Here is a 25,122-nt window from a genome sequence, read left to right on the forward strand (position 1 = left end):
AAGGGACCCGAGGGTCCCTTTTTTATTGGATTAGCTATCTCAGGAGAGGAAGCCGCCATCCACATTCAATGCCACGCCGGTGGTGTAGCTGGAGGCATCGCTGGCCAGGTACAGCACGGTGCCAGCCATTTCACTCGGATCAGCCACACGCTTGAGCGGGATGCGCTGCAAGGCGACTTTGAGGATGGCATCGTTCTTGGTCAGCGCTGAGGCGAACTTGGTGTCAGTCAGGCCTGGCAGCAGGGCGTTGCAGCGAATGCCGAACTGCGCGCATTCCTTAGCGAAGACCTTGGTCATGCTGATGACGGCAGCTTTGGTGACCGAGTAAATACCTTGGAATTCACCCGGCGAGACGCCGTTGATCGAGGCCACGTTGATGATGCTGCCACCACCGTTGGCCTTCATCAGTTTGCCGCCCTCGATGGACATGAAGTAGTAACCGCGAATGTTCACATCAACGGTCTTCTGGAACGCGCCCAGGTCGGTGTCGAGCACGTTGCAGAACTGCGGGTTGGTGGCGGCGTTGTTGACCAGCACGTCGAGACGGCCGAATTGCTCTTTGATCTGCGCGAAGACGTTGCTGATCTGCTCCATCTCGCCAATGTGGCAGGCAATTGCCGTGGCCTTACCGCCGTCTGCGATGATGGCATCCGCGACTTTTTGGCAGTCGTCGATCTTGCGGCTCGAAACAATGACGTGAGCGCCTTGTTGGGCCAGCAGTTTGGCAATGGCCTCGCCGATGCCACGGCTGGCGCCGGAAACGAAAGCGATCTTGCCGTCGAGGTCGAACAGTTGGGTCTTGGACATGGGCTTTTCCTTTCTTATGAGAGGCCTGTTCGGCCGTTTACAGCTGCGATTTATTGATGACCTGCAGGCTCATCTGCTCCAGCAGCTTGTTCATGTGAATGAACTGCGCGAAGCGTTTGTCCTGAGTCTGGCCATGGAAGTAGCGGTAGTAGATCTGCTGCACGATGCCGGCCAGGCGGAACAAGCCGTAGGTGTAGTAGAAGTCGATGCTCTTGATCTCGATGCCTGAGCGCTCAGCGTAGTAGTCGGCGAACTGCTGGCGAGTCAGCATGCCAGGGGCATTGCTCGGCTGGCGGCGCATCATCTGAATCGGCGCCGAGTCGCCTGCTTCGATCCAGTAGGCGAGGGTGTTGCCCAGATCCATCAACGGGTCACCGATGGTGGTCAGCTCCCAGTCCAGTACGCCGATAATTTGACTTGGGTTCTGCGGGCTGAGGATGACGTTATCGAAGCGGTAGTCGTTGTGCACGATACCGGGCTTGTGGTGGTCGGCCGGCATCTTGTCTTTGAGCCAGGCCTTGACCGGTTCCCACAACGGTGCGTCGGGGGTCAGCGCCTTGTCGTAGCGATCACTCCAGCCGCCGATCTGCCGCTGCACATAGCCCTCAGGCTTACCCAGGTCACCAAGGCCGCAGGCTTGATAGTCGACGTTGTGAAGTTCGACCATCTTGTCGATAAAGCTCTTGCACAGCTCGCGGGTCTGCTCGGCGCTGAAGTTCAGCTCCGCTGGCATCTCTGAACGCAGTATGATGCCGTTGACCCGTTCCATGACATAGAACTCGGCACCGATCACCGACTCGTCGGTGCAGTGCACGTAGGCTTTCGGGCAGTAAGGAAAACCGGCGTTGAGCTGATTGAGGATGCGGTACTCGCGGCCCATGTCGTGAGCCGATTTGGCTTTGTGGCCGAAGGGCGGACGACGTAGTACAAATTCCTGGTTGGGGTATTCGAGCAGATAGGTCAGGTTCGAGGCGCCGCCAGGAAACTGGCTGATGCGCGGCTCGCCCGCCAAGCCAGGGATATGCGCCTTGAGGTACTGGTCGATGACCGCAGCGTCGAGTTCTTCGCCTTCGCGGATTCGGGTGGACTGGTCAGTAAGCGCCATGTTTATCCCTTCTGCTTATGATGGGTGCCTAAGATAATTAGCTAATCTAATGCTGCAGCCTGTAGCTCACAAGGAATACCCGCTGTTATAGGTGGGCGTGTTGCTGCTTAATCAAGCTGCCTGATTGGCCATTTAAGCCTGGTTTCTAGCCATAAAAAAACCGGAGTCAATGACTCCGGTTTTTGGTGCAGCGCAGAAGCGTTACCGCTTAAACCGGGAACAGCTCGCCCAGCTTCATGGCCAGCATCATGTCGCCTTCGGCGCGCAGTTTGCCGGACATGAACGCTTGCATACCGTCGGTTTCGCCGCTGGTGATGCCTTTCAGGGTCTCGGTGTCCATGATCAGGGTCACGTTGGCGTTGGCGTTGTCGCCTTTCTCAACGGCGCAGGTGCCGTCCTTGACGATCAGCGCGTAGTTCTCGCCGTCTTCGATGTTGAATTGAAACACCAGGTCCAGGCCTGCAGCGGCACCGGCGTTGAATTTGGACTGCATGGTATTGACGATGTCTGCAACGCTCATGGTTTCTTCCTTTTTCTCAGGTTTTTCTAGCGCCCGTGATGGGTGCAGTGGGCCGAAGCTCAGCGATACGTGATGAGCTCCGGCGCCTTCAACAGCTGTAAATGCACATGGCTGTTGAAGGAAGCCAGGCTCACTTGGCTGCCACGAAACTTAAGGCAGCTAAGTGAGGTGTTAACAATTTGCCAGTTCAGTTCAAACGCCTGTGCAGGCGCGATACCGGTAATGAGGTGCAATAGGGCGGTGATGGTGCCGCCTGAGGTGAATACGGCAATGTTTTGTTTGCTGTCAGCCTGTTCAAGTAGACGGGTAAGGCCGCCCTGAACCTGCTCGACGAAGCCTTGCCAGCTTTGCAGGTCCGGCATGTCGTGCTCACCGGAAATCCAGCGGCCAATCAGCTTGGCGAACAGGCGCTGAAATTCAGCTCGGTTTTGGGCGCCATTGCGCAGAATGTGCAGGGCTTCGGGTTCTTCGCCAAGCATGTCCGGCAGCAGGCTGCGGATTACGGCATCCGCATCAAACTCGTTGAAGGCAGAGTCAATCTCCAGCGATGGTGTGGCAATGCCTGCTTGCTCCAGCTGCTGTAAGGCACTGTTAGCCGTGTGCTGCTGGCGGCGCAGATCACCGCTTACACTGCGGTCAATGCGTATACCCAGTTGAGCAAGGTGCTCGCCCAGCACTTCGGCCTGGCGAATTCCAATGGGCGATAGCACATCGTAATCGTCTGCACCGAAGGAGGCTTGGCCATGTCGAATCAGGTAGATGCTGCCCACGTCCGCTCGATTCCGCTGCGGTGAAAGTTTCGCGAGGGTATGAGGAAGCTCAAGAGCTGTCAACGTAAAAACATACGCTTGTTTGAATTGCATGAATGCGCTGAATGTCTAGACCTTGCTTGCTGGCCGTGAACCCATGGCCTCGGTATGCTTGGGGGCTAATGTGCGCAGTCAGTGAGTGCGCGCAGCCATGGGGAAAAGGGGGAATACGTGGAGTTTTTTGCAGAGTACATCGGCTTTCTGGCCAAGACAGTGACCCTGGTTATTGCCATCGTGGTGGTGCTGGTGACGATTGCCGCTCTGCGTAGCAAAGGCCGTCAGGGCACGGGTCAGTTGCAGGTGAACAAGCTCAATGATTTCTTCAAGCAGCTGCATCAGCGCATGGAACATGCGGTGCTCGATAAAGAGCAACTGAAAGCCGCGAGTAAAGCTGAAGCCAAGGCTGCAAAGCAGGAAAAGAAGGCCGGTGTTCACAAACCGCGCGTTTACGTGCTGGATTTTGATGGCGACATCAAAGCCTCGGCCACCGACAGCCTGCGGCACGAAATCACTGCTTTACTGACTATGGCAACGCCGCAGGATGAAGTGGTGCTGCGCTTGGAAAGTGGTGGTGGCATGGTGCACAGCTATGGGCTGGCCTCTTCACAGTTGGCGCGCATTCGTCAGGCGGGCGTACCGCTGACTGTCTGCATCGACAAGGTCGCTGCCAGCGGTGGCTACATGATGGCCTGCATTGGCGAGAAGATCATTTCCGCGCCGTTCGCCATTCTTGGTTCGATTGGTGTGGTAGCCCAGCTGCCTAACGTGCACCGCCTGCTGAAGAAGCATGACATCGATTTTGAAGTGCTTACCGCCGGTGAATACAAGCGCACCCTTACCGTGTTCGGCGAGAACACCGAAAAGGGCCGGGAGAAGTTCCAGGAAGACCTGGAAACCACCCATGAGTTGTTCAAGGGCTTTGTTGCCCGCTACCGGCCGCAGTTGGATATCGATCAGATTGCCACCGGCGAAGTCTGGCTGGGCCTGGCGGCGCTGGATAAGCAACTGGTCGATGAGCTGAAGACCAGTGACGAATACTTGGCAGAACGCGCCAAGAGCGCCGAGCTGTTTCATTTGCACTATGCCGAGAAGAAAACCCTGCAGGAGCGCGTTGGACTGGCGGGCAGCGTTGCGCTGGATCGCTTCGTTCTGAACTGGTTGAGTCGTTTGAATCAGCAACGCTTCTGGTAATCGGTCCGTCATACAGAGGAAGAACATGAGCAAGTTCAGTGCATTGCAAGCCCGTGAAAGCGCAGCGGGCGGTTTCGAACAGGTGATTGTGCAGCGTGATATCGATGACTTGCCCGCCGGCGAGCTGCTGATTCGGGTCAAGTATTCCTCGCTTAACTACAAAGATGCGTTGTCCGCGAGTGGCAACCGTGGTGTGACCAAAAGCTTTCCACACACACCGGGTATAGACGCCGCGGGCGTAGTGGAGGCTTCCAGTGTGGCTGAATTCAGCGCCGGCGATGAGGTGATCGTCACCGGCTATGACCTGGGGATGAACACCTCTGGCGGGTTGGCTCAGTACATTCGCATTCCCGCCAGCTGGGCGCTGAAACGACCTAAAGGGTTATCGCTGCGCGAGGCCATGGTGCTTGGCACCGCTGGGCTGACGGCTGCGCTGTGTGTCGACAAGCTGGAGCAAAGCGGGCTGACGCCGGATGCCGGCACCTTACTGGTGACGGGTGCCACAGGTGGTGTTGGCAGTGTCGCGGTGGCTTTGTTAACTACCCTGGGTTACCGCGTAGCGGCATCGACTGGCAAGGCAGAGCAGGCGGATTACCTCAAGGCGCTAGGTGCTCAGCAAATTGTGTTGCGTGCCGAACTGCAGGACGGCACCGATAAACCGATGCTCAAAGAGCAGTGGGCTGGCGCAGTGGATTGTGTGGGCGGGGATATTCTGTTCAACGTGGTTAAGTCGCTGCGCTACGGTGCCAGCGTTGCCTGCTGTGGCCTGACGGCTGGGGTCGGTTTCAAGGGCAGTGTGCTGCCCTTTATTCTCCGTGGAGTGAATCTGCTCGGGGTTGATTCGGTTGAGCTGCCGTTGGTGGTTAAGGCGTCGATGTGGGACAAGCTGTCGCTGCAGTGGAAGGTCAAGCTCGATGCACTGGTCACCGAAGTGACGCTTGAGCAACTGCCGGATGCAATTGCGCAGATCCTCGCGGGCAATCAGGTCGGTCGTGTGCTGGTCAATCTGGGTTGAATCGCAATAAACAAAAAAGGCCACCCCAAGGGGTGGCCTTTTGAATTGCCGGCAGAATCAGGCGCGGCGACGGAACAGCGGTAGCGGCTGGTCCGTGGAGGCCTGATAGACCTCGCTGAACTCCTCGAAGGCTTTCAAGGCATCCAGCGGGTCTTTGTCCTCGCGCAGGGCGAAGGCATCGAAGCCTACGCGCAGGTAGGAGAACAGCTGATCGCGCAGCACATCGCCAATGGCACGCACTTCGCCTTTGTAGCCGTAGCGGTTACGCAGCAGGTAGGCGGTGGAGGTGTGGCGTCCATCAGTAAAGGCCGGGAAGTTCAGCGCGATGACCTGGAAGTTATCCAGCTGATCGGCGATTTCCTCGATTTCCTCTCCGGCATCCAGCCACACGCCCAAGCCGCCATCGCGGGCCTTGAGCGCAGTGCTGTGCTCGACCCACAGGCCCAGCGGCACGATCAGGTCGTCGCAGTTGGGAATGCCGTCCAGCGTGGCGTCCTTGGGCAACAGGTGCCAGCTTTCATCGATCAGCTGACCGTTCTTAATGATTCGCTGCATATACGCGCTCCTTGAACGGATCTACGCCAATACGGCGGAAGGTGTCGAGGAAACTCTCTTCTTCGGTGCGGCGCTCGACATAGACCTTGACGATCTTGTCGATCACGTCAGCCATGTCCGCTTCGGCGAAGGATGGGCCAAGGATCTGTGCCAGGCTGGCGTCACGACCGGCGCTGCCGCCGAGCGATACCTGATAGAACTCCTGACCTTTCTTGTCCACGCCGAGGATGCCGATATGGCCGACGTGGTGGTGGCCGCAGGCGTTCATGCAACCGGAGATATTCAGGTCGATATTGCCGATGTCGAACAGGTAATCCAGGTCGTCAAAACGGCGTTGAATGGCTTCGGCAATCGGGATCGACTTGGCGTTGGCCAGCGAGCAGAAGTCGCCGCCCGGGCAGCAGATGATGTCAGTCAGCAGGCCGACGTTCGGCGTGGCGAAACCGTTTTCACGCAGCTCGCCCCACAGGGTGAACAGCTGCGCCTGCTCAACATCCGCGAGGATGATGTTCTGGTTGTGGCTGTTGCGTATTTCGCCAAAGCTGTAGCGGTCGGCCAGGTCGGCAATCGCATCAAACTGCTTGTCGGTGACATCGCCCGGCGCCACGCCGGTTGGCTTGAGCGACAGAGTCACGGCGACATAGCCTGGCTTCTTGTGCGCGAAAGTGTTGCGCTGACGCCAGCGGGCAAAGCCTGGGTGTTCGGCATCCAAGGCAGCCAGAGCGGCATCTTGATCCTCGAGGGCTTTGTAGCTTGGGTCGATAAAGTGCGCGGTAACGCGGGCCACTTCGGCTTCGGTCAGGGTGGTCGGGCCATCTTTCAGGTGAGCCCACTCAGCATTCACGCGTTCGGCGAACACTTCAGGGGTCAACGCCTTGACCAGAATCTTGATGCGCGCCTTGTACTTGTTATCACGACGGCCGTAGCGGTTGTACACACGCAGGATAGCGTCGAGGTAACTGATCAGGTGCTGCCACGGCAGGAATTCGTTGATAAAGCTGCCGACGATCGGGGTACGGCCCAGGCCGCCACCAACGGACACACGGAAGCCCAGCTCACCGGCGTCGTTCTGGACCGCTTCCAGGCCGATGTCGTGCACTTCAATCGCGGCACGGTCGCTGACTGCGCCGTTTACGGCAATCTTGAACTTGCGCGGCAGGTGGGTGAACTCAGGGTGGAAGGTCGACCACTGACGAATGATCTCGCACCACGGACGTGGGTCGATGATTTCATCCTTGGCCACACCAGCGAACTGGTCGGTGGTGGTGTTACGGATGCAGTTGCCGCTGGTCTGGATCGCGTGCATCTGCACGGTGGCCAGCTCGGCAAGAATGTCAGGCACATCTTCCAGGTCTGGCCAGTTGAACTGGACGTTCTGACGGGTGCTGATGTGCGCGTAACCCTTGTCGTAGTCGCGGGCAATCTTGGCCATCATGCGCACTTGGGCGGACGACATCAGACCGTACGGCACGGCAACGCGCAGCATGGGCGCAAAGCGCTGGATGTACAGGCCATTCTGCAGGCGCAGCGGGCGGAATTCTTCACCGCTCAGTTCACCGGCAAGGTAACGGCGGGTTTGATCGCGATACTGCTTGACGCGGTCTTCGACGATTTTTTGGTCGTACTGGTCGTATACGTACATGGAGTGTCCTGTTATCAGGCTTTTTACAGCTATCAGCGCGCACGGCCGCGCACTCCCTGCGGAGCCGGAGGAAGATACCAGCTCAGGGTTATGCGCAAAAGTGATGTTTGAGTATATGGAAAGAACTTAAAGGGATAAGACGGCCGTTGAACATAGCCCTACGGCTTGAGTAAGCGAGCATGCTGGTCTTAACTGCAGAAGACGATTCACCCATAAACACAACAAGAGGGGTAGTCCATGAGTGAGCACAGCGAGCCGGATAATGCTGACAGCGTGGTCGATGCCAAGGCTATTTTCGCCTTGATTGTGATTTTCGTCGTCACCGCAGTGTTCTGGGTCAGCCAGCAATAAGACCTAGGCACGGCTAAAGCACAAAGCGGGATCAGTTAACTGATCCCGCTTTTTTATTGGCAGCAGGCTTGAGTGGTATTCAGTGGCAGCTGAGGCTGTCGGCCTGGCGATAGAGCATAAGCAGTTTGCGCGTAATGGACTGCTGAATATCGTCGCGCTCGAAGGTCGATAGCCGCGTCAGGCGACTAACCTGCAGGCGGTGCAGGTGGATATAGGGCATCTGCTGATCAAACTCACGCAGGTCGCCCTTCATCATGATTGGCAGGAAGATATCGCCTGCCTTCTTCTGGTTGCTGATGATTTGCGCCAATGCTGGTTTGAACGGCATGGTTTTCGGTGCTGGGCCACCTTCCTTGATCATCGTGGTCAGCAGCAAGCCAGGCTTGCGCAGGACCACGCCGGGCAGCACGCACAGCCCGGTTTTACGGACAGCATGCGCCTCGATGCCATGCAGGGTGTCGTGGAAGGCATAGGGGTTGGGCAGCACCACCATCTTGCGGCCCATATCGCTGGGGAAGTGCAGGTCATAGTTGGTGTACAACTGCCGCGTTGACTCCGAATACACGCACAGGCGGTTCTCGAACAGCTTGATAAAGCGTTCCGCCAGTTCGCGTCGGGCGATGCTGTCCAAGTCCCAAATCAGGTCCTGGTTTTGCGGTTTGCTCAGGTCGACTTCCTGGTGTTCCATGTTGCTCATTGCGTTCTCATACCCTGAACTGTCCAAGCAGACGATTGAGCTGCTCAGCCAACTGACCTAAGTGTTGCCCGGCATCGCTGGATTGCTGCGCCGCCAGGGCGTTGTTATGGGCCAGGCTGGCTGCCTGGGTGACGTTCTGATTGATGTCCTCGACCACGTGCGATTGTTGCAGTGTCGCGCTGGCGATGGAAGCGTTCAAACCGCTAAGGTTGCGCAGCCCGCTGGCGATTAACGTCAGGCTGGTTCCGGCCTGACGGGCCTGCTCGATGGTCAGCTGAGAGGCTTGGCTGCTGTCGTTGATCACCTTGACGGCTGCTTCCGAATTGCCTTGCAGGCGCTCGATCATGACCTGGATTTCCGCTGTGGATTTTTGCGTGCGTTGCGCCAGCAGGCGCACCTCATCGGCCACTACGGCAAACCCACGGCCTTGCTCACCGGCGCGGGCGGCTTCGATGGCCGCGTTGAGCGCGAGCAGGTTGGTCTGTTCGGCAATCGAGCGGATAACTTCTAATACGCTGCCTATCTGCGTGCTTTCCTGAGCCAGGGCCTGAATCACCGTTACCGCTTGGTCGATGGTGGCGGACAGCGCATTGATCTGGCGCAGGCTGGCCTCAATGTTCTGCTGACCTTGCAGCGCCTGCTCTTCGGCCGTGTGCACCTCTGTAGCGGCGTGTTCGGCATTTTTCGCCACATCCTGCACGCCATAAGTCACTTCATTGATCGCTGTGGCAACCAGTTCCATTTGCTGCGACTGCTGCTCGCTGTGCTGTTGCGATTGGCCCGCAACATCACCGAGGTTGCGGGCAGCAGCATCGAGTTGGCCGGCAGAGTCGAGGGAGTGTTTGATCACCTGGCGTAACTTTTCGGTAAACGCGTTGAAGTGACGGGACAAGGCGGACAACTCGTCGTTGCCCTGGGTATCGAGGGTTCGTGTCAGGTCGCCATCACCGCTGGCAATATTGGCCATGGCATCGACCGCGTGCTGCAGCGGCTGGGTGATGCTGCGCACGATCAGCACAATGAGCAGGGCCACCAAGGCGGCAATCACCAGGCCAATCAGCAGGGTTTTCAAGGCCTGGGTGTGAAACTCGGCCTGCACATCATCGACATAAACCCCTGAACCGATGATCCAGCCCCAGGGCTGGAACAGTTGCACATACGACACCTTGGGCACAGGGTCACTGGCACCAGGCTTGGGCCAACGGTAATTGACCTGGCCAGCGCCCTGATTTTTGCTGATAGCGACCATTTCATTGAACAGTGCCTTGCCATCTGGGTCTTTGAAACCTGAGAGGTTTTGCCCTTCCAGTTTGGGGTTGGTCGGGTGCATGACCATCACTGGGGTTTGATCATTAATCCAGAAATACTCCTGGCCGTCGTAGCGCAGGTTACGAATGATCTCTGCAGCCTGTTTTTGAGCCGCTTCGCGGGTGATTCCGCCCGCCGCTTCCAGTGCATGGTAATGCTGCAGAATGCCCGCGGCGCTTTGCACTACATGCTGGGTTTTTTCAGATTTGGCGGCATATAGGTCGGCCTCAATCTGCTTGAGTAACAGGGCGCCCTGAATAATCAGCATGACAATGGCGACCACCAGAATCAGCCAAAGACGACGGTTAATAGGCAAGCTGCGCAGGTTATTCATGGTGGGCTCCCTGGTTGTTTAGGCGCGGGGTCGCCTCTTACTAGATGATGAGTCTTGCTTCGCTACTCTAGACCTTAGGCTAATTGGAGGATAAGTGACGGCTCGGGTGGCGATTACTTTCATCAGGTCGAGGCCAGTACAGCGTGCCGTAGCCTCAATACTCAGGTTCTCTGCTAGGATTCGCGCGGTGCGGGTTAAGTGTGTGATTTGATTATTTATTCTACCGACCGGAACCTTTTAATAGCCGGTTGGTCGGAGGCCCTCGCGAGTTCATCATCATAATGTTGCTGTTCGTGCCGGTGCGCACGTATTGAGGAGTGAGGATGGATCTTTGGGTTGCTGTTCAGGCACTGATTTTGGGTATCGTGGAAGGCATTACGGAGTTTTTGCCCATTTCCAGTACCGGACACCAGATTATCGTCGCGGACCTGATTGGTTTTGGCGGTGAGCGGGCGATGGCCTTCAACATCATCATCCAGCTGGGGGCGATTCTCGCTGTGGTCTGGGAGTACCGGCGCAAGATCCTCGACATTGTCATCGGTCTGCCCAAAGAGCAGCAGGCTCAACGTTTTACTGCCAATTTGCTGATCGCTTTTCTGCCGGCCGTGGCGCTGGGTGTGCTGTTCGCCGATCTCATTCATCATTACCTGTTCAACCCGATCACCGTGGCGCTGGCGCTGGTGGTGGGTGGGCTGATCATGCTCTGGGCCGAGCGGCGCACGCACCTGGTGCACGCCGAGAGCGTCGACGACATGACATGGAAGGACGCGCTTAAGATTGGTTTTGCCCAGTGCCTGGCGATGATTCCGGGTACTTCACGCTCCGGTGCGACGATTATCGGCGGCTTGTTGTTCGGCTTGTCGCGTAAGGCGGCCACCGAGTTTTCCTTCTTCCTTGCTATGCCGACCATGGTCGGTGCTGCGGTGTACTCCGGCTACAAGTACCGCGACTTGTTCCAGGCCAGTGATCTGCCGGTGTTTGCCATTGGCTTTGTCACCTCGTTTATTTTCGCCATGATTGCGGTGCGGGCACTGCTCAGCTTCATCGGTAAGCACAGTTATGCAGCGTTCGCCTGGTACCGCATCGGTTTTGGCTTGTTGATTCTGGCGACCTGGCAGTTACAGTGGATTGACTGGAGCACGGCGCAGGGCTGATTGCTGCCGTTGTATTCGTCGGATGAATAAAGGCGCACCCCAGGGTGCGCCTTTGTCATAGTGGGACCTCACACAGGAGGTGCCATGCACAATACGGCCGATCATTTCCAACTCGATCTCAACGGTATATCCCTCAGTCTTTACTGCGCAGGGCCAGAACAGGGCGCGCCTGTGTGGTTATTGCACGGTTTTCCGGAGTGCTGGTATTCCTGGCGTCAGCAGGTTGATCCGTTGGTCGCGGCCGGCTATCGGGTGTTCATGCCCGAGATGCGGGGGTATGGCCGCAGCGAGGCGCCGGCGGAAGTGGCGGACTATGACGTACTGACGCTGTGCGCTGACATACGTGCGGCCATGGATCACTTTGGCCACACTCAGGTGGCAATGGTCGGCCATGACTGGGGCGCAATGGTCGCCTGGTATCTGGCACTGCTTGAGCCCTTGCGGATCAAAGCCCTCATCACCCTGTCGGTGCCTTTTGCCGGGCGGCCTCGTCGCCCAGCCACCGAGATCATGCGTGAGGCCAGTGCCGGACGATTCAATTACATCCTCTACTTTCAGGAACCTGGCCGCGCCGAACACGAGTTGGACGCTGACATCGACCGCACCTTGCGCCTGCTGATGTATTTCGAGGAGCGAAACCTGTTACTGCAGGACAAGCCTTCCGATGGGCGTTTGTTCGAGGACGACATGCAGGTGGGCGCGCTGCCCGACTGGTGCACGGAGGACGACTTTTCGGTGTATCGCCACACCTTTGCTCAGCACGGTTTACGGGGAGCGTTGAATTGGTACCGCAACTTCGAACGCAACTGGCACGTGACCGAGCCATTACAAGGGCTGACGATCAAACCGCCGACGCTGTTCTTGATCGGTGACCATGACCCGGTAGGCAAACTGGAAGCCTACACCCTGAAGAAAATGCCGGAATGGGTGGATGACTTGCAGCAGCACGTCCTAAAGGACTGTGGGCACTGGATCCAGAACGAGCAGTCTGAGCAGGTTAATCAGTATCTGCTTGAGTTTTTGGATCGCCATTTCCCTGGCTGCTAGAGTGCGCGCGGCGTATATCTGGTGAGAGTGATAGGAATGGAACAACGTGGCGTGTTGCGCAGCTGGAATGACGACAAAGGCTTTGGTTTTATCCAGCCGGAGCAGGGCGGGGCTGAGCTTTTTGCGCATATCTCGGCCATGGGCGGCGACCGTCGCCCTGTGACCGGGGATCAGGTGATGTACGTGCCTGGTAAGGACCCTCAGGGGCGTGCCCGTGCCGAGCATATCCGCGTTGCTGGCGAACTTGCGTTGGACCGTCCGGCGATTCGCCGTAAGCCTCGCGCTGTTAAGCCCACGGTTGCACCATCAGCGAAAGCCAGGGTGCGTCAGGTTTCGTCGATGCGCAGCCATGAGCCGATTCAGCACCTCGGACTGAAGTTAGTGCTGCTGACGGCGTTGTGTGTGTTGCCTCTAATGGGCGCTTGGCAGCTGTTTCTAACGTCTGGTTTTGTGTGGGTGCTGGTTGCTTACCCGCTCGCCAGCCTGATCAGTTTTGTGCAGTACTGTCAGGACAAGTCCAGTGCCCAGCGAGGCCGTTGGCGCACGCCGGAAAAAGCATTGCATCTGGTCGAGTCGCTGGGTGGCTGGCCCGGCGCGTTGATCGCGCAGCAGTGCTTTCGGCATAAAACGCGCAAGCTCTCTTTCCAGTTGGTGGTTTGGCTGATTGTTGCAGCCCATCAGCTGATATGGATTGACTGGCTGTTGTTGGATGGCCAGCTGTTCGGTGAACTCTTGCGCCGTTACAGCTGATGCAGCGGCGCTAAATCGGTTGGTCCCAGCGGCTGAAGGCGTCGCTGATATGCTCAATCCATGCCCGAACGGCTGGCAGCATGCCGCGTCTGTGGGTGTACACCGCTTGCAGGTGGGCAGCAGGCAGTGCCCAGTCCGGTAGCAGGCGGATCAGTCGTCCATCGGCCAGTTCATCCAGGCACAGGGGCGCGGGCAACATGGTAAATCCGAGGCCGCTCATCGCTGCATGTTTGCGGACGTTGAAGTCCTCGATGGCCAGTCGCGCGTCCAGCACCACTTCCTGCACGCGCCCATTGTCATCCTGCAAACGCAGATGAATTTTGCGGTCCGCTTCCAATGCGCCCAGGGCCGGCAGTGCCGCCAGATCGTCAGGTGTGCTGACCCGTGCGTGCTCCAGCAGGGCCGGTGCGGCAACCATAAAGGCCTGCGCGGGGCGCAAGCGCCGGGTGATCAGCGTAGGGTCTTCATCCTCGGCGCTACGTACGCGCAAGGCGACGTCTACGCCTTCGTTGAGCAGATCAATGCGCCGGTTGGTCTGAATCAGCTCCAACTGCACCTTGGGATAGGCCGCGAGAAAGCTCACCACCAACTCCGAAAGCAAAGCAATGCCGCCTGGCGCGCTGACACGTAGGCGGCCGCGCGGCTCGCTGGTCAGGCTGGCCACGGTTTCCTCGGCCTGTTCAGCCTCCTGCAGCATGGCTTGGCAATGGCGCAGGTAGCGCTCACCAATGTCGGTCAATGCCAGTTTGCGTGTGGTGCGTTGCAGCAGGCGCGCGCCGAGGCGATTTTCCAGCTCGGCAATGCGTCGTGACAGGCGGGATTTGGGAATGCCCAGGGTGCGCCCGGCAGCGGCAAAGCCGCCGGCTTCTACCACTTTGGCGAAATAAAACAGGTCATTGAGGTCATGCATGGTTTTATCGTCCTATTAGTGGGACGAACTATCGCATTTACAAAGACTAATCGACCATTGCTTTCATCGATAGTATCTCCAACATCTTGATCGCCGTGGGGCGATCTCACTTTGGAGATTGTCATGAAACTACTGCACCTCGATTCCAGCATCCTTGGCGACTCGTCTGCTTCCCGCCAACTCAGCCGCGCTGTGGTCGACGCCTGGGTGGCCGCTGAACCTGAAGCTCAGGTGAGCTATCGCGATCTGGCCAGCGATGCGCTGAGCCATCTGTCCGCCGCCAGTCTGGTCGCCGGCGGTACACCTGCGGAGCTGCGCGATGCAGCGCAAAAGCATGAAGTCGAGCTGGCGGAAGGCACCCTCAATGAGTTTCTCGCGGCCGACGCCATCGTGATAGGTGCGCCGATGTACAACTTCACCGTGCCGACTCAGCTCAAAGCCTGGATCGACCGCGTGGCAGTAGCCGGTAAAACCTTTGCCTACGACGAGAATGGCCCCAAGGGCCTGGCAGGTGGCAAGAAGGTGGTGATCGTGTCCACTGCAGGCGGTATTCATGCGGGTCAACCAAGCGGTCAGGCGCACGAAGAGTATTTACTGCTGGTGCTGCGCTTCCTCGGCATCACCGACATCGAGATCGTTCGTGCCGAAGGCCTGGCCTACGGTGAAGAGCCGCGCGCGAATGCTTTTGCAGCAGCGCACGCCCAGATCGGTGGTTTGTTCGCCGCAGCGTAATAACCGCACCCAGCAAAAAGCCCGCTCAGTGAGCGGGCTTTTTTATGCCGGCTAGGAGCCGGTTAGACGATCACGCCCTGGCTGCGCAGGTAGTCATCGTAGGTACCGCTGAAGTCCGTGATGCCGTTGGCTGACAACTCGATGATGCGCGTAGCCAGGGAGCCCACGAACTCGCGGTCGTGGCTAACGAAGATCAGTGTGCCTGGGTAGTTTTCCAGCGCCAGGTTCAGCGCTTCGATGGATTCCATGTCCAAGTGGTTGGTCGGTTCGTCCATCACCAGCACGTTAGGCTTTTGCAGAATCAGCTTGCCGAACAGCATGCGGCCTTGCTCACCACCGGAGATGACTTTTACCGACTTGAGGATCTCGTCGTTGCTGAACAGCATACGACCCAGTGTGCCGCGGATCATCTGCTCGCCGGTGGTCCACTGGCCCATCCAATCGAACAGGCTGACGTCGTCTTCGAAGTCGTGGGCGTGGTCCTGGGCGTAGTAGCCGATTTCCGCGCTGTCGGTCCATTTCACCGCACCGGCATCCGGTGCCAGTTCGCCAACCAGGGTGCGCAGCAGGGTGGTTTTACCAATACCGTTCGGGCCGATGATGGCTACGCGCTCGCCCGCTTCAACCTGGAAGCTGAAGTTCTTGAACAGCTCCTTGCCGTCGAAACCCTTGGCCATTTTCTCGATCATGACGGCCTGGCGGTGCAGCTTCTTGTTCTGTTCGAAGCGAATGAATGGGCTGACACGGCTGGACGGTTTGACCTCGGCCAACTGGATCTTGTCGATCTGCTTGGCACGCGAGGAAGCCTGCTTGGATTTCGAGGCGTTGGCCGAGAAGCGGCTGACGAAGCTTTGCAGCTCGTTGATCTGCGCCTTTTTCTTGGCGTTTTCGGACAGCAACTGCTCGCGCGACTGGGTCGCTGCAGTCATGTACTCATCGTAGTTGCCTGGGAACAGGCGCAGCTCGCCATAATCCAGGTCCGCCATGTGCGTGCACACGCTGTTCAGGAAGTGGCGGTCGTGCGAGATGATGATCATGGTGCTATTACGCTGGGTCAGGATGTTTTCCAGCCAGCGGATGGTGTTGATGTCCAGGTGGTTGGTCGGTTCGTCCAGCAGCAGCACTTCTGGATCGGAGAACAGCGCCTGGGCCAGCAACACGCGCAGTTTCCAGCCGGGCGCTACTTCGCTCATCGGGCCGAAATGCTGCTCCAACGGAATACCCAGGCCGAGCAGCAACTCACCGGCGCGGGATTCGGCGGTGTAGCCGTCCATCTCGGCGAACTCACCTTCGAGTTCACCGACCTTCATGCCGTCTTCTTCGCTCATTTCCACCAGGGAATAGATACGGTCGCGTTCGGCTTTGACTTTCCACAGTTCTTCGTGACCCATGATCACGGTGTCGATCACCGTGAATTCTTCATAGGCGAACTGGTCCTGACGCAACTTACCCAGGCGCACGTTCGGCTCCAGCATCACCTGGCCACCGCTCGGCTCTAAATCGTCGCCGAGAATTTTCATAAAGGTCGACTTGCCGCAGCCGTTGGCCCCGATCAGACCGTAACGATTGCCGCCGCCAAACTTGACGGAAACGTTCTCGAACAAGGGCTTAGCCCCGAATTGCATTGTGATGTTGGCGGTGGAGATCACGAATCTTGGTCCAGATAAACGGGCGCACGGGCGCGAAAGGGGCGCGATTGTAGCGGTTTACGGCCGCAAAAGGCAGCGGATGGACAGGCGGAGTGTCTGTTCGACGCTGCTATCTGCTGCGATTGCCCCTCAGCGCGACGAGTATCAGCCACTCATGCGTACACTTTGTGAACGTCGACGGCTGTCAGCACGTTACTCAGTGCAGTGGGTTGCGCGCGTTGCCAGGCGATGGACCCACGGAATCATTAATAACGCCACACCGGCAACGGCTGCCGCGACATAGCCGACATAGCCGATACCCGCGGTTTGGATGGTTAGGCCGCCGACCAGCGCGCCGATCCCAATCCCGGCGTTGGCCGCAGACACGTTGGTTGTGCCTGCCAGCGCCTGAGAATGCGCCACCGAGTTCATGACCCGAACCTGGCAGATCGGGTACAGCGCCGTGTTGGCAATGCCCCACAGCGCGAGCGCGATACACACCAGTACGCCTGCTCCTGCCAGAGGTTTCACCGCTGCCATTCCCAGTGCAAGCAGTGCCACAAACAAAGCAGTGGCGTTGAGTGGCGAGTGATCCACTGCTTTGCCGCCCATCCAATTGCCAATCAGGCCGACGGCGCCAAACCCCATCATCCACCACCCGACATCTGCTGGCGCCACATCAGCCAGGCGTTCCAGCATGTCGGCCAGGTAGGTGTACGCAACGAACATAGCGCTGAAGATAATGATCGACAGTGCGACATTGGCCAGAAACAACGGCTCCTTGAAAATGCGTGCCTGTTTCAGGAAGTCAACTCGCTCGCTACGCGCGACAGTAGGCATGCAGATCAGTACAGCCAACGCCATCAGCAGTGACAACCCAGCCAGCAATGCAAAGGCGCCTCGCCAGCCAATCCCGTTAGCCGCCAGCGTCCCCAATGGAATACCCAACAGCAGCGCAGCGGTAATGCCCAGGTAGACCCGGGCAATGGCCTGGCCTGCTTTGGCTGGGCCGGCCAGCTGGGCTGCCGTTTCACTGGCCGTGCCCCAGAAGACCGGCAGCATCAGCGCAGGGATGAAACGTGCAACGGCGAGCATCCAGATGTTCGAAGACAGTGCCGCCAGAGCATTGGCGAATGCGAAGACCAGCAGGATCGCGATAAACAGCTTTTTTCTGTCTAAGTGGGCGAGGGCAGCGGTAAGAGGGGGACCGAAGAGCATGACTGTAAAGGCGAACAGCGTGACCAGCTGGCCGGCTGCGGCAATTGAAACGCCGAGGTCACGGGCCAGGGCGGGCAGTAGGCCGATGATCAGAAACTCAGTGGTTACGATCAAAAAAGCCGAGATGGCCAGGATGATAATGCTGAGTGAAGAGCCTGCCGCAGGCATAACCTGGGGGCTGGATGAATCGATAGCACTCATAACGACGCTCTTGGTTGGGGAGGGCGCTATGGTATTGATTCTTTAGCGGTCTATTTGTGGCGTTTTTTCTAACAATTACTGATTTTAATTCACTTATCTGATGGTGTCGGCAATGTGTGGCCACTGGGGGATAAACACTTGGCTAAGACCTCTAACAGCGCGTTGACCTTGGGCAGTGTTTCGCGCTTTTTCAGCCAGACCAAGTTCATCGGCAGGCCATCACTAGATAGCTGCGGCAGCACTTCAACCAAGGCTCCGCTATCTAAATGCGTTTGCACCAGCCACGTGGGCAATTGCGCAATGCCATAGCCTGCCAGCACAGCCAGTACTTCACCCTCGCCATCTCCCACGGCGATGCGTGCCGGCATGATTAGTCGCTTCTTGTCGCCGGGCTGTGGGCCTTCTCGATACCACGGGCTAACCAGGCCATTACTGAGGCCGTAGAGCACGCAGTCATGCTCTTCAAGCGCGGCTTCAGTGGTCGGCATGCCACGCCTGGACAGGTATTCGGGGGCGGCGCAGTAGATCAACCGCTCAGCACCCAGGTAGCGGTGGCCCAAGGTCGTCGGCCACACGTCTGAACCGCCGATGCGCACCAGCAGGTCGATGCCCTGATCAGCCGGTTCAACAAAGCTGTCGGTAAAGGAAATATGCGGCGTCAACAGCGGATATTGCTTCACGAAGTGCAGGATCACCGGCAGCACGTGCAAGCGCCCATAGGATGCCGGCAGGTCGATCCGAATCCTTCCGCGCGGTTCGAGGAACTCGGCATGCAGCGCCAGCTCCGATTCTTCAAGGTCTGAGAGCACGCGGGTGCAGGTTCGGTAGAAGGCTGTACCCGCGTCAGTCAGCGCCAATCGGCGCGTGGTGCGCTCAAACAGGCGTATATCGAGGCGACTTTCCAGCCGTGCAATGCCTTTACTCACCGCCGAGCTGGTCAGGCTCAGACGCTCTGCCGCCGCAGTAAAGCTGCCCAGTTCTGCGACGCAGACGAAAACATCGATGCCTTTCAAACGCTCAGAGGAGAACACGTGGCGGCCTTATATCGCAGTGGAATGCTGAGAAGGTTAACTCAGCTGATCAGTGAAGACTGCTGGCAGCTTTCTGACATGACCGGTCAGCTTGCTCCGTCAAGCCAGCGTCGTTGCTGTCCCTGCGCCGGGCATCCGAGCTGCGCACGGAGCCTGTGGAGCCGGCGGCAGTTAACCGTTCGCTGTTGGCGGATCAAGCAGCAGTGCTAGCTTTAAGCGTTTGGGTAGTTTACTGACCACCAACTGATGGGAGCGCGTTAGCAGGGCTTGCAGTTCGCTATCGCTCAGCTTATCCAGCGGGCGCGGGCCAGATAAGGAGCCGGGCGGATGCCGGGGCGGTCGCAATAGCCAAGGAAGAGGTCATCATCCACCTTAAAGGCCAGGCCGTCATGGCTGCCCAAGTGAAACAAGGCGAACATCTTGCTCTCAGCCACTGAGAATACCCGCACGCCGCCCCATTTGATGTCCTCACGGACACCCGGCAGGTTCAGGCAAAAAGCAGCAACGTGTTCGGGCGTCATGGCAGATCACTCGCGGTAGAAAACCTGCACCAGATGGTAGCCAAACTGGCTTTTCACCGGTCCGTGCACTTCACGCACCGGCTTTTTGAAAATGACTTGATCAATAGCACGCACCATTTGTCCGGGACGTACTTCACCCAGATCGCCGCCTTTCTTGCCGGAGGGGCAGGTTGAGTACTTGCGTGCCAGCACATCGAAGGCTTCACCAGCGGCGATGCGTTTTTTCAGCGCAGCGGCTTCTGCTTCGGTTTTCACCAAAATGTGGCGGGCCATTGCCTTAGCCATGACAGGCTCCTCGGAATTCAATCAACCTATTGTGCCAGTATTCTCAACCGCTTAGCGCCTGAACCAGGCACGCTCCGATTTTCTCAGGAGCGATGTGAAATCTTGGCCTAACGTAATACATCCAACTCACGGGATAGCTCGTTATGGACCTCAACGCCATGCTCAAAATCCTGTCCAGCCAGGACGGGTCCGACCTTTATCTTTCCACCGGAGCGCCGCCCTGCGCCAAGTTCAATGGCGTGCTCAAGGCACTCAGTGCTGAACCGCTAAAGGCTGGCGAGGTGGCGGCGATTGCCGATTCGGTGATGGATAGCGCGCAGCGTGAGGAGTTCGAGCGTGAGCTGGAAATGAACCTGGCGATCTCGATTGCCAGTGTTGGGCGCTTTCGCATCAATATTTTCAAACAACGCAACGAAGTGTCGATCGTGGCGCGCAATATCAAGATGGATATCCCCAAGTTTGAAGACCTCAAACTGCCGGAGGTGCTGCTCAAGACGGTGATGGAAAAACGCGGGCTGGTGCTGTTCGTCGGTGGCACGGGCTCGGGCAAGTCGACCTCGCTGGCGGCGCTGATCGACTACCGCAACCGCAACAGCGGCGGCCATATCATCACCATCGAGGACCCGGTGGAGTACGTGCACAAGCACAAGAAGTCGATCATCAACCAGCGTGAAGTCGGCGTGGATACGCGCAGCTTTCACGCGGCGCTGAAGAACACCTTGCGCCAGGCGCCAGACGTAATACTGATCGGTGAGATCCGCGACCGCGAAACCATGGAGCATGCCCTGGCCTTTGCTGACACCGGCCACCTGGCAATCTCCACGCTGCACGCGAACAACGCCAACCAGGCGCTGGACCGTATCATCAACTTTTTCCCGGAAGACCGACGTCCGCAGCTACTCAACGACCTGGGCAACAACCTCAAGGCGTTCGTTTCCCAGCGTCTGGTCAAAACCATCGACGGCAAGCGCCGGGCGGCGGTGGAAGTGCTGCTCGGCACTCCGACCATTCGTGACCTGATCAAGCGCAACGAGTTTTCCGAGATCAAGGAGATCATGGAAAAGTCGAAAAACCTCGGCATGCAAACCTTCGATCAGGCGCTGATCGACCTGGTCAACGATGGCTCGATTGATGAAGAAGAAGCGGTGAAAAACGCCGATTCGGCGAACAACGTGCGCCTCAAGCTCAAGCTCTACCGCGACAACCCAGGTACCTCAGCGCCTGCCGCTGCGCCCGCGCCAGTGGCCGCCGCACCGACTCCTGCTGCGCCTGCGGCACCCGCAGCGTCGGCGGGTGAATGGGGGCTGGAGTTGAAACTGGAGGATATCGAAGAGGAGCAGCTGCCTGAGGACCCTGGGCGCAAAGGCATTTAAACACCGGTGACGACACGGATGTCCGCTGTTAGCGCGCGGGTTGGTAGGCGTCCTGAATACGTTGGATCATGCCTTCGGCGCGTAGCGCGTCGACCGCTTTGCGTAGATTCTCCTGCAAGTCTGCGTCGCACGCTTTGGAGCAGGCTAGGTACAGATCGGTACTGGCCATCACGGGGCTCATCTGCAATCGATTGTCGCTTTTCGGCCACAGGTACAACCCTTCCGGCACCCAGGTAAACCAGGCATCGACGCGGCCCAGTTCGAGCATGCGTGCGGGGTTATCGCCAAGCTTGAGGCTGACAATCTGCTTATCGGTAAACCCTTCGCGCTTGAGTATTTCCATCTGTGCGGTGCCCAGACCGACGGCGATACGCTTATAACGCTGACGCGCTTCGGCAAAGTCGGCCACTGGCGTGTCGAGGCTGAAGAAGGCGCGCTCAAGCGGTGAGATCGGGGCGATCCAGGTGTACAGCGCTTCCCGTTCCGGCGTGCGCGAGAGCGGGATAATCAGCAGGTTGTTGCCACGGCTGACCCGCTGCTGGGCCCGAGCCCAGGGGGTTACATGGATATGGCTGAGATACCCCGCGCGGGCAATGGCGGCCAATGCCACATCGCCCACCATGCCGTAACCACCCTGAAAGCTGACAAAGGTCAGCGGTGGCGCGTCCGGCATATGCAGCTCCAGCGGTTCCTGTGCTGTTGCGCTTAGGCTCAGCGAGGTTAGCAGTACAGCGAGACAGATCCAGCGCAAAACCACGGCAGCACTCCAGCAACGACTGACTTGGAGTATAAGCACCGTGCGCTTGGATCGGCTGGAGTTTTTGGTACTTTAGTCCCGTAGTTCTGCCAGATCGCGGTACAACTCCAGCGCCTGTGGGTTGGCCAGGGCGTCGGTATTCTTCACCGGTTTGCCGTGTACCACGTTGCGCACCGCCAGTTCGACGATCTTGCCGCTGATGGTGCGCGGAATATCCGCCACGGCGATGACCTTGGCTGGCACATGGCGCTGTGTGGTGTTGGCGCGGATCATCTGGCGAATCTGTGCTTGCAGCGCATCGTCAAGCTCAACGCCTTCGCGCAGGCGCACAAACAACACCACGCGCACGTCATCTTCCCATTCCTGGCCTATAGCGATGGACTCCAGCACTTCTTCGACCTTTTCCACCTGGCGGTAGATTTCGGCGGTGCCGATGCGTACACCGCCGGGGTTGAGTACGGCATCCGAACGGCCATGTATCACCAGACCGCCGTGCTCGGTTATCTCAGCGTAGTCGCCGTGGGCCCAGACTCCGGCGAAGGTATCGAAATAGGCCGCCTGGAACTTACTGCCATCTTCATCCTTCCAGAAGCCAATCGGCATTGACGGGAAATGCTGGGCGCAGACCAGCTCGCCTTTTTCGCCTGTCACCGGTTGGCCGGCGTCATTCCATACCTGCACGTCCATGCCTAAGCCTTTGCACTGCAGCTCGCCGCGCCACACCGGCAGCACCGGGTTGCCCAGGGCGAAGCAGGAGACAATATCGGTGCCGCCGGAGATCGACGATAAGCAGATATCGGCTTTGATCTCGCGGTAGACGTACTCGAAGCTCTCATGGGACAGCGGCGAGCCGGTCGATAGAATCGCTTTGAGCCGCTGCAGCTTGTGCGTGCTGCCCGGTTTGGCGCCGGCTTTTTCAAGCGCGGCGAGAAACTTCGCACTGGTGCCGAAGATACTAATGTTCTCCGCATCAATCAGGTCGATCAGGCGCTCGGCTCCCGGGTGGAAAGGCGAGCCGTCAAACAGCACCAGGGTTGCGCCCAAGGCCAGGCCAGAGACCAACCAGTTCCACATCATCCAGCCGCAGGTGCTGTAGTAGAACAGCGTGTCGTCGGCATGCAGATCGGTATGCAGGCCGAGTTCTTTGGCGTGTTGCAGCAAGGTGCCGCCAGTGCCATGCACGATGCACTTGGGCACGCCGGTGGTGCCGCTGGAATAGAGGATATACAGAGGATGATCGAACGGTACTGGGGTGAATTCGGGTTCGCCGCCGGCCTGGTAGAAGTCCTGCCACAACGCAACTTTGGCCGCAGTGTGGAAGTCGGCGGCTTTGGCCTGGGGATTGGAGTAGGGCACCACAATCAGCTGTTCAAGCGAGGGCAGACGTTCGAGGATTTCATTGAGCTTGGCGCTCAGGTCGAGAGTCTTACCTGCGTAGCGGTAGCCGGCGGCGGCGATCAGCACCTTGGGTTCGATCTGGCCGAAGCGATCGATTACGCCCTGGGTGCCAAAATCCGGCGAGCAGCTCGACCAGGTGGCGCCCAGGCTGCTGGCGGCCAGCATGCCGACCAGGGTTTGCCAAGTATTAGGCATAAAGGCCGCAACCCGGTCGCCGATGCTAACGCCGGCATCGCGCAGGCTTTTCTGCAGCCCGGCGACATGAGCGGCCAGTTCTGCGTAGCTCAGTTGTTCGCGCGAGCCGTCCTCGCCAATGGCGATAAGAGCAGGGTGATTATCACGGCGGCGCAGCAGGTGTTCGGCAAAGTTCAGCGTCGCGCCGGGAAACCAATGGGCGCTGGGCATGGCGCTGCCTTCTTGCAACACGGCTTCGGGCTGCGCGCTAAAGCGGATGTCGAAGAAGTCCACTACCGCCTGCCAGAAGGCTTCACGCTGCGCCACGCTCCAGGTGTGCAGGGCCGGATAGTCGGCCAGTTGCATGCTGTGGCGCTGATTGACGAAGCGGCGGAAGCTGTCCATTCGCGTCGAGGCGATACGTTCGGCAGAAGGCGTCCACAGTGGCTGTTGCATCGTGCTTCCTCATCATTCTTGTTATGCCGACACTGTTAGCCGGCTTGGTGCGGCAAGCCTACTGACTGGCGGCGGGCTTGCGTCGAACTGTTGGGGGCCGGTTTTGTTCGGTTTCAGCAGTAGCTGTAGTCGCTTTGCACCGCCGTCAGGCAACGGGCAGTGAGTCTGAGGGTTGTGCTTTACAGTGCGTAAACAAAACCTTACGCACTGCCTGCAACTAAGCGCTGGCCAGTTTGGCCCGCGCCACCCGAGAACCGTTTGGCTTGTCCAGCACCGCGCAAATACGCTGGCCGGCTGCGATTAACCTGTCCATATCGATACCCGTTTCGATGCCTAGGCCATTGAGCAAATACAGCACATCCTCGGTGGCGACGTTGCCAGTCGCGCCCTTGGCATACGGGCAGCCGCCCAGTCCTGCGACCGAGCTGTCGAACACGCTGATGCCTTCCAGCAGGCTGGCATAAATATTCGCCAACGCCTGGCCGTAGGTGTCGTGGAAGTGTCCGGCCAGCAGGTTGCGTGGCACCTCGCGGCCAACCACGTTGAACAGGTGGCGGGTTGCCCCAGCTGTGCCGGCACCGATGGTGTCGCCCAACGACACCTCATAGCAGCCCATGGCATATAGCTCACGGGCCACGCTGGCGACTTGCTCAGGCGGCACAGAACCGTCATACGGGCAGCCCAGTACGCAGGAAACATATCCGCGCACGCGGATGCCATGCTGCTTGGCGGCGTCCATCACCGGTACAAAACGTTCCAGGCTCTCGCTGATCGAGCAGTTGATATTCTTCTGTGAGAAGGCTTCTGAAGCCGCGGCAAATACCGCAATTTCCTTGACGTCCGCTTCCAGCGCGCCTTCAAAACCTTTCAGATTGGGGGCCAGGGCCGCGTAGACGATGCCTGGCAGTTGCTGAATTTGCGCAAACACCTCGGCGCTGCCTGTCATCTGCGGCACCCACTTGGGCGAGACAAAGCTACCGACCTCGATATAACCGAGGCCAGCGGCCGACAGGTCATCGACCAGGCGCACCTTGTCGGCCACGCTGATCGGTTGTTTCTCATTCTGCAAACCGTCGCGGGGGCCGACTTCGACCAGGCGAACTTGTTTGGGTAGGTTCATCGTTGCCTCGTTGTTCGTCTCGATGGGTATCAC

The 25,122-nt window shown here is 58.4% G+C and carries 23 protein-coding genes and 1 pseudogene; 7 read left to right on the forward strand and 17 right to left on the reverse strand.

Annotation, left to right across the window (positions count from 1 at the left end):
• Positions 1–39: 39 nt before the first annotated feature.
• From HBN63_RS11955 to HBN63_RS11970, 4 genes are all read right to left on the reverse strand, one after another.
• Positions 40–807, reverse strand: coding sequence for an SDR family oxidoreductase (locus HBN63_RS11955; RefSeq protein ID WP_170049556.1), 768 nt, complete (start codon positions 805–807; stop codon positions 40–42).
• Between the two features lie 37 nt (positions 808–844).
• Positions 845–1,912: a phosphotransferase family protein gene (locus HBN63_RS11960; protein WP_160086808.1), complete on the reverse strand. Its 1,068-nt coding sequence runs from the start codon at positions 1,910–1,912 to the stop codon at positions 845–847.
• A 208-nt stretch (positions 1,913–2,120) separates the two neighbouring features.
• Positions 2,121–2,432, reverse strand: a complete 312-nt coding sequence (locus tag HBN63_RS11965) for an SCP2 sterol-binding domain-containing protein (protein WP_090255840.1) — start codon at positions 2,430–2,432, stop codon at positions 2,121–2,123.
• A gap of 59 nt (positions 2,433–2,491) precedes the next feature.
• The gene (locus tag HBN63_RS11970) at positions 2,492–3,202 is read right to left on the reverse strand and encodes a histidine phosphatase family protein (protein ID WP_090255839.1); all 711 of its coding nucleotides are present in this window, start codon (positions 3,200–3,202) and stop codon (positions 2,492–2,494) included.
• 210 nt (positions 3,203–3,412) lie between these two features.
• On the opposite strand from HBN63_RS11970, the gene sohB reads away from it, so the two are divergent.
• Positions 3,413–4,432 carry a protease SohB gene (gene sohB, locus HBN63_RS11975; protein ID WP_090255932.1) on the forward strand — a complete coding sequence of 340 codons (1,020 nt, stop codon included), beginning with the start codon at positions 3,413–3,415 and terminating at the stop codon, positions 4,430–4,432.
• Between the two features lie 25 nt (positions 4,433–4,457).
• Complete coding sequence (locus HBN63_RS11980; RefSeq protein ID WP_170049557.1) at positions 4,458–5,447, forward strand: YhdH/YhfP family quinone oxidoreductase; 990 nt, start codon at positions 4,458–4,460, stop codon at positions 5,445–5,447.
• A gap of 57 nt (positions 5,448–5,504) precedes the next feature.
• Here the strand turns inward: HBN63_RS11980 and HBN63_RS11985 are convergent, their stop codons facing one another.
• The 4 genes from HBN63_RS11985 to HBN63_RS12000 form a co-directional block, all read right to left on the reverse strand.
• Positions 5,505–6,002, reverse strand: coding sequence for a DUF934 domain-containing protein (locus tag HBN63_RS11985; RefSeq protein WP_090255837.1), 498 nt, complete (start codon positions 6,000–6,002; stop codon positions 5,505–5,507).
• A complete protein-coding gene (locus tag HBN63_RS11990) occupies positions 5,986–7,644 on the reverse strand; it encodes a nitrite/sulfite reductase (RefSeq protein WP_170049558.1) in 1,659 nt (552 codons plus the stop codon). The genes HBN63_RS11985 and HBN63_RS11990 overlap by 17 nt, the downstream gene beginning before the upstream one ends.
• Before the next feature lie 430 nt (positions 7,645–8,074).
• The gene (locus tag HBN63_RS11995) at positions 8,075–8,692 is read right to left on the reverse strand and encodes a hypothetical protein (RefSeq protein ID WP_170049559.1); all 618 of its coding nucleotides are present in this window, start codon (positions 8,690–8,692) and stop codon (positions 8,075–8,077) included.
• A gap of 7 nt (positions 8,693–8,699) precedes the next feature.
• Entirely contained in the window at positions 8,700–10,334 is a 1,635-nt protein-coding gene (locus HBN63_RS12000; protein ID WP_170049560.1) for a methyl-accepting chemotaxis protein, read from the reverse strand.
• 323 nt (positions 10,335–10,657) lie between these two features.
• On the opposite strand from HBN63_RS12000, the gene HBN63_RS12005 reads away from it, so the two are divergent.
• From HBN63_RS12005 to HBN63_RS12015, 3 genes are all read left to right on the forward strand, one after another.
• Positions 10,658–11,488: an undecaprenyl-diphosphate phosphatase gene (locus tag HBN63_RS12005; RefSeq protein WP_170049561.1), complete on the forward strand. Its 831-nt coding sequence runs from the start codon at positions 10,658–10,660 to the stop codon at positions 11,486–11,488.
• A gap of 84 nt (positions 11,489–11,572) precedes the next feature.
• Positions 11,573–12,535: an alpha/beta hydrolase gene (locus tag HBN63_RS12010; RefSeq protein WP_170049562.1), complete on the forward strand. Its 963-nt coding sequence runs from the start codon at positions 11,573–11,575 to the stop codon at positions 12,533–12,535.
• Positions 12,536–12,571: 36 nt separating this feature from the next.
• Positions 12,572–13,285: a DUF1294 domain-containing protein gene (locus HBN63_RS12015; protein WP_170049563.1), complete on the forward strand. Its 714-nt coding sequence runs from the start codon at positions 12,572–12,574 to the stop codon at positions 13,283–13,285.
• A 10-nt stretch (positions 13,286–13,295) separates the two neighbouring features.
• Here the strand turns inward: HBN63_RS12015 and HBN63_RS12020 are convergent, their stop codons facing one another.
• Positions 13,296–14,195 carry a LysR substrate-binding domain-containing protein gene (locus HBN63_RS12020; RefSeq protein WP_170049564.1) on the reverse strand — a complete coding sequence of 300 codons (900 nt, stop codon included), beginning with the start codon at positions 14,193–14,195 and terminating at the stop codon, positions 13,296–13,298.
• Positions 14,196–14,318: 123 nt separating this feature from the next.
• Between HBN63_RS12020 and HBN63_RS12025 the strand changes: the two genes are divergently transcribed.
• Entirely contained in the window at positions 14,319–14,927 is a 609-nt protein-coding gene (locus tag HBN63_RS12025) for an FMN-dependent NADH-azoreductase (protein ID WP_170049565.1), read from the forward strand.
• Between the two features lie 62 nt (positions 14,928–14,989).
• Here HBN63_RS12025 and HBN63_RS12030 read toward each other — a convergent pair whose 3' ends face one another.
• The 5 genes and pseudogenes from HBN63_RS12030 to HBN63_RS12050 all read right to left on the reverse strand — a co-directional run bounded on the left by HBN63_RS12030 (position 14,990) and on the right by HBN63_RS12050 (position 19,811).
• Positions 14,990–16,576 (reverse strand): ABC-F family ATPase, encoded by a 1,587-nt coding sequence (locus HBN63_RS12030; protein WP_170049566.1) that lies wholly within the window; start codon positions 16,574–16,576, stop codon positions 14,990–14,992.
• A gap of 192 nt (positions 16,577–16,768) precedes the next feature.
• Positions 16,769–17,974, reverse strand: coding sequence for an MFS transporter (locus HBN63_RS12035; protein ID WP_170049567.1), 1,206 nt, complete (start codon positions 17,972–17,974; stop codon positions 16,769–16,771).
• An 89-nt stretch (positions 17,975–18,063) separates the two neighbouring features.
• Positions 18,064–19,005 (reverse strand): LysR family transcriptional regulator, encoded by a 942-nt coding sequence (locus HBN63_RS12040; RefSeq protein WP_170049568.1) that lies wholly within the window; start codon positions 19,003–19,005, stop codon positions 18,064–18,066.
• Between the two features lie 171 nt (positions 19,006–19,176).
• Positions 19,177–19,526, reverse strand: a pseudogene (locus HBN63_RS12045) (MmcQ/YjbR family DNA-binding protein).
• Positions 19,527–19,532: 6 nt separating this feature from the next.
• On the reverse strand, positions 19,533–19,811 hold the full coding sequence (locus tag HBN63_RS12050; protein WP_090253882.1) for a peptidylprolyl isomerase: 279 nt from the start codon (positions 19,809–19,811) through the stop codon (positions 19,533–19,535).
• Between the two features lie 143 nt (positions 19,812–19,954).
• On the opposite strand from HBN63_RS12050, the gene HBN63_RS12055 reads away from it, so the two are divergent.
• Positions 19,955–21,184 (forward strand): PilT/PilU family type 4a pilus ATPase, encoded by a 1,230-nt coding sequence (locus HBN63_RS12055; RefSeq protein ID WP_170049569.1) that lies wholly within the window; start codon positions 19,955–19,957, stop codon positions 21,182–21,184.
• 28 nt (positions 21,185–21,212) lie between these two features.
• Here the strand turns inward: HBN63_RS12055 and HBN63_RS12060 are convergent, their stop codons facing one another.
• From HBN63_RS12060 to HBN63_RS12070, 3 genes are all read right to left on the reverse strand, one after another.
• On the reverse strand, positions 21,213–21,857 hold the full coding sequence (locus HBN63_RS12060; RefSeq protein ID WP_170049570.1) for a transporter substrate-binding domain-containing protein: 645 nt from the start codon (positions 21,855–21,857) through the stop codon (positions 21,213–21,215).
• A gap of 156 nt (positions 21,858–22,013) precedes the next feature.
• Positions 22,014–23,969 (reverse strand): acetoacetate--CoA ligase, encoded by a 1,956-nt coding sequence (locus HBN63_RS12065; RefSeq protein WP_170049571.1) that lies wholly within the window; start codon positions 23,967–23,969, stop codon positions 22,014–22,016.
• 217 nt (positions 23,970–24,186) lie between these two features.
• The gene (locus HBN63_RS12070; RefSeq protein WP_170049572.1) at positions 24,187–25,089 is read right to left on the reverse strand and encodes a hydroxymethylglutaryl-CoA lyase; all 903 of its coding nucleotides are present in this window, start codon (positions 25,087–25,089) and stop codon (positions 24,187–24,189) included.
• Positions 25,090–25,122 lie beyond the last annotated feature (33 nt).

The organism is Pseudomonas sp. WS 5011 (genome assembly GCF_012985775.1).
GTDB classification, from domain to species: Bacteria; Pseudomonadota; Gammaproteobacteria; order Pseudomonadales; family Pseudomonadaceae; genus Aquipseudomonas; species Aquipseudomonas peli.

Coding starts and splice junctions, on each gene's coding strand:
- HBN63_RS11955 (WP_170049556.1), bottom strand. CDS start 807: ATGTCCAAGACCCAACTGTTCGACCTCGACGGCAAGATCGCTTTCGTT.
- HBN63_RS11960 (WP_160086808.1), bottom strand. CDS start 1,912: ATGGCGCTTACTGACCAGTCCACCCGAATCCGCGAAGGCGAAGAACTC.
- HBN63_RS11965 (WP_090255840.1), bottom strand. CDS start 2,432: ATGAGCGTTGCAGACATCGTCAATACCATGCAGTCCAAATTCAACGCC.
- HBN63_RS11980 (WP_170049557.1), top strand. CDS start 4,458: ATGAGCAAGTTCAGTGCATTGCAAGCCCGTGAAAGCGCAGCGGGCGGT.
- HBN63_RS11985 (WP_090255837.1), bottom strand. CDS start 6,002: ATGCAGCGAATCATTAAGAACGGTCAGCTGATCGATGAAAGCTGGCAC.
- HBN63_RS11990 (WP_170049558.1), bottom strand. CDS start 7,644: ATGTACGTATACGACCAGTACGACCAAAAAATCGTCGAAGACCGCGTC.
- HBN63_RS11995 (WP_170049559.1), bottom strand. CDS start 8,692: ATGAGCAACATGGAACACCAGGAAGTCGACCTGAGCAAACCGCAAAAC.
- HBN63_RS12000 (WP_170049560.1), bottom strand. CDS start 10,334: ATGAATAACCTGCGCAGCTTGCCTATTAACCGTCGTCTTTGGCTGATT.
- HBN63_RS12005 (WP_170049561.1), top strand. CDS start 10,658: ATGGATCTTTGGGTTGCTGTTCAGGCACTGATTTTGGGTATCGTGGAA.
- HBN63_RS12010 (WP_170049562.1), top strand. CDS start 11,573: ATGCACAATACGGCCGATCATTTCCAACTCGATCTCAACGGTATATCC.
- HBN63_RS12015 (WP_170049563.1), top strand. CDS start 12,572: ATGGAACAACGTGGCGTGTTGCGCAGCTGGAATGACGACAAAGGCTTT.
- HBN63_RS12020 (WP_170049564.1), bottom strand. CDS start 14,195: ATGCATGACCTCAATGACCTGTTTTATTTCGCCAAAGTGGTAGAAGCC.
- HBN63_RS12025 (WP_170049565.1), top strand. CDS start 14,319: ATGAAACTACTGCACCTCGATTCCAGCATCCTTGGCGACTCGTCTGCT.
- HBN63_RS12035 (WP_170049567.1), bottom strand. CDS start 17,974: ATGAGTGCTATCGATTCATCCAGCCCCCAGGTTATGCCTGCGGCAGGC.
- HBN63_RS12050 (WP_090253882.1), bottom strand. CDS start 19,811: ATGGCTAAGGCAATGGCCCGCCACATTTTGGTGAAAACCGAAGCAGAA.
- HBN63_RS12055 (WP_170049569.1), top strand. CDS start 19,955: ATGGACCTCAACGCCATGCTCAAAATCCTGTCCAGCCAGGACGGGTCC.
- HBN63_RS12060 (WP_170049570.1), bottom strand. CDS start 21,857: ATGCCGGACGCGCCACCGCTGACCTTTGTCAGCTTTCAGGGTGGTTAC.
- HBN63_RS12065 (WP_170049571.1), bottom strand. CDS start 23,969: ATGCAACAGCCACTGTGGACGCCTTCTGCCGAACGTATCGCCTCGACG.
- HBN63_RS12070 (WP_170049572.1), bottom strand. CDS start 25,089: ATGAACCTACCCAAACAAGTTCGCCTGGTCGAAGTCGGCCCCCGCGAC.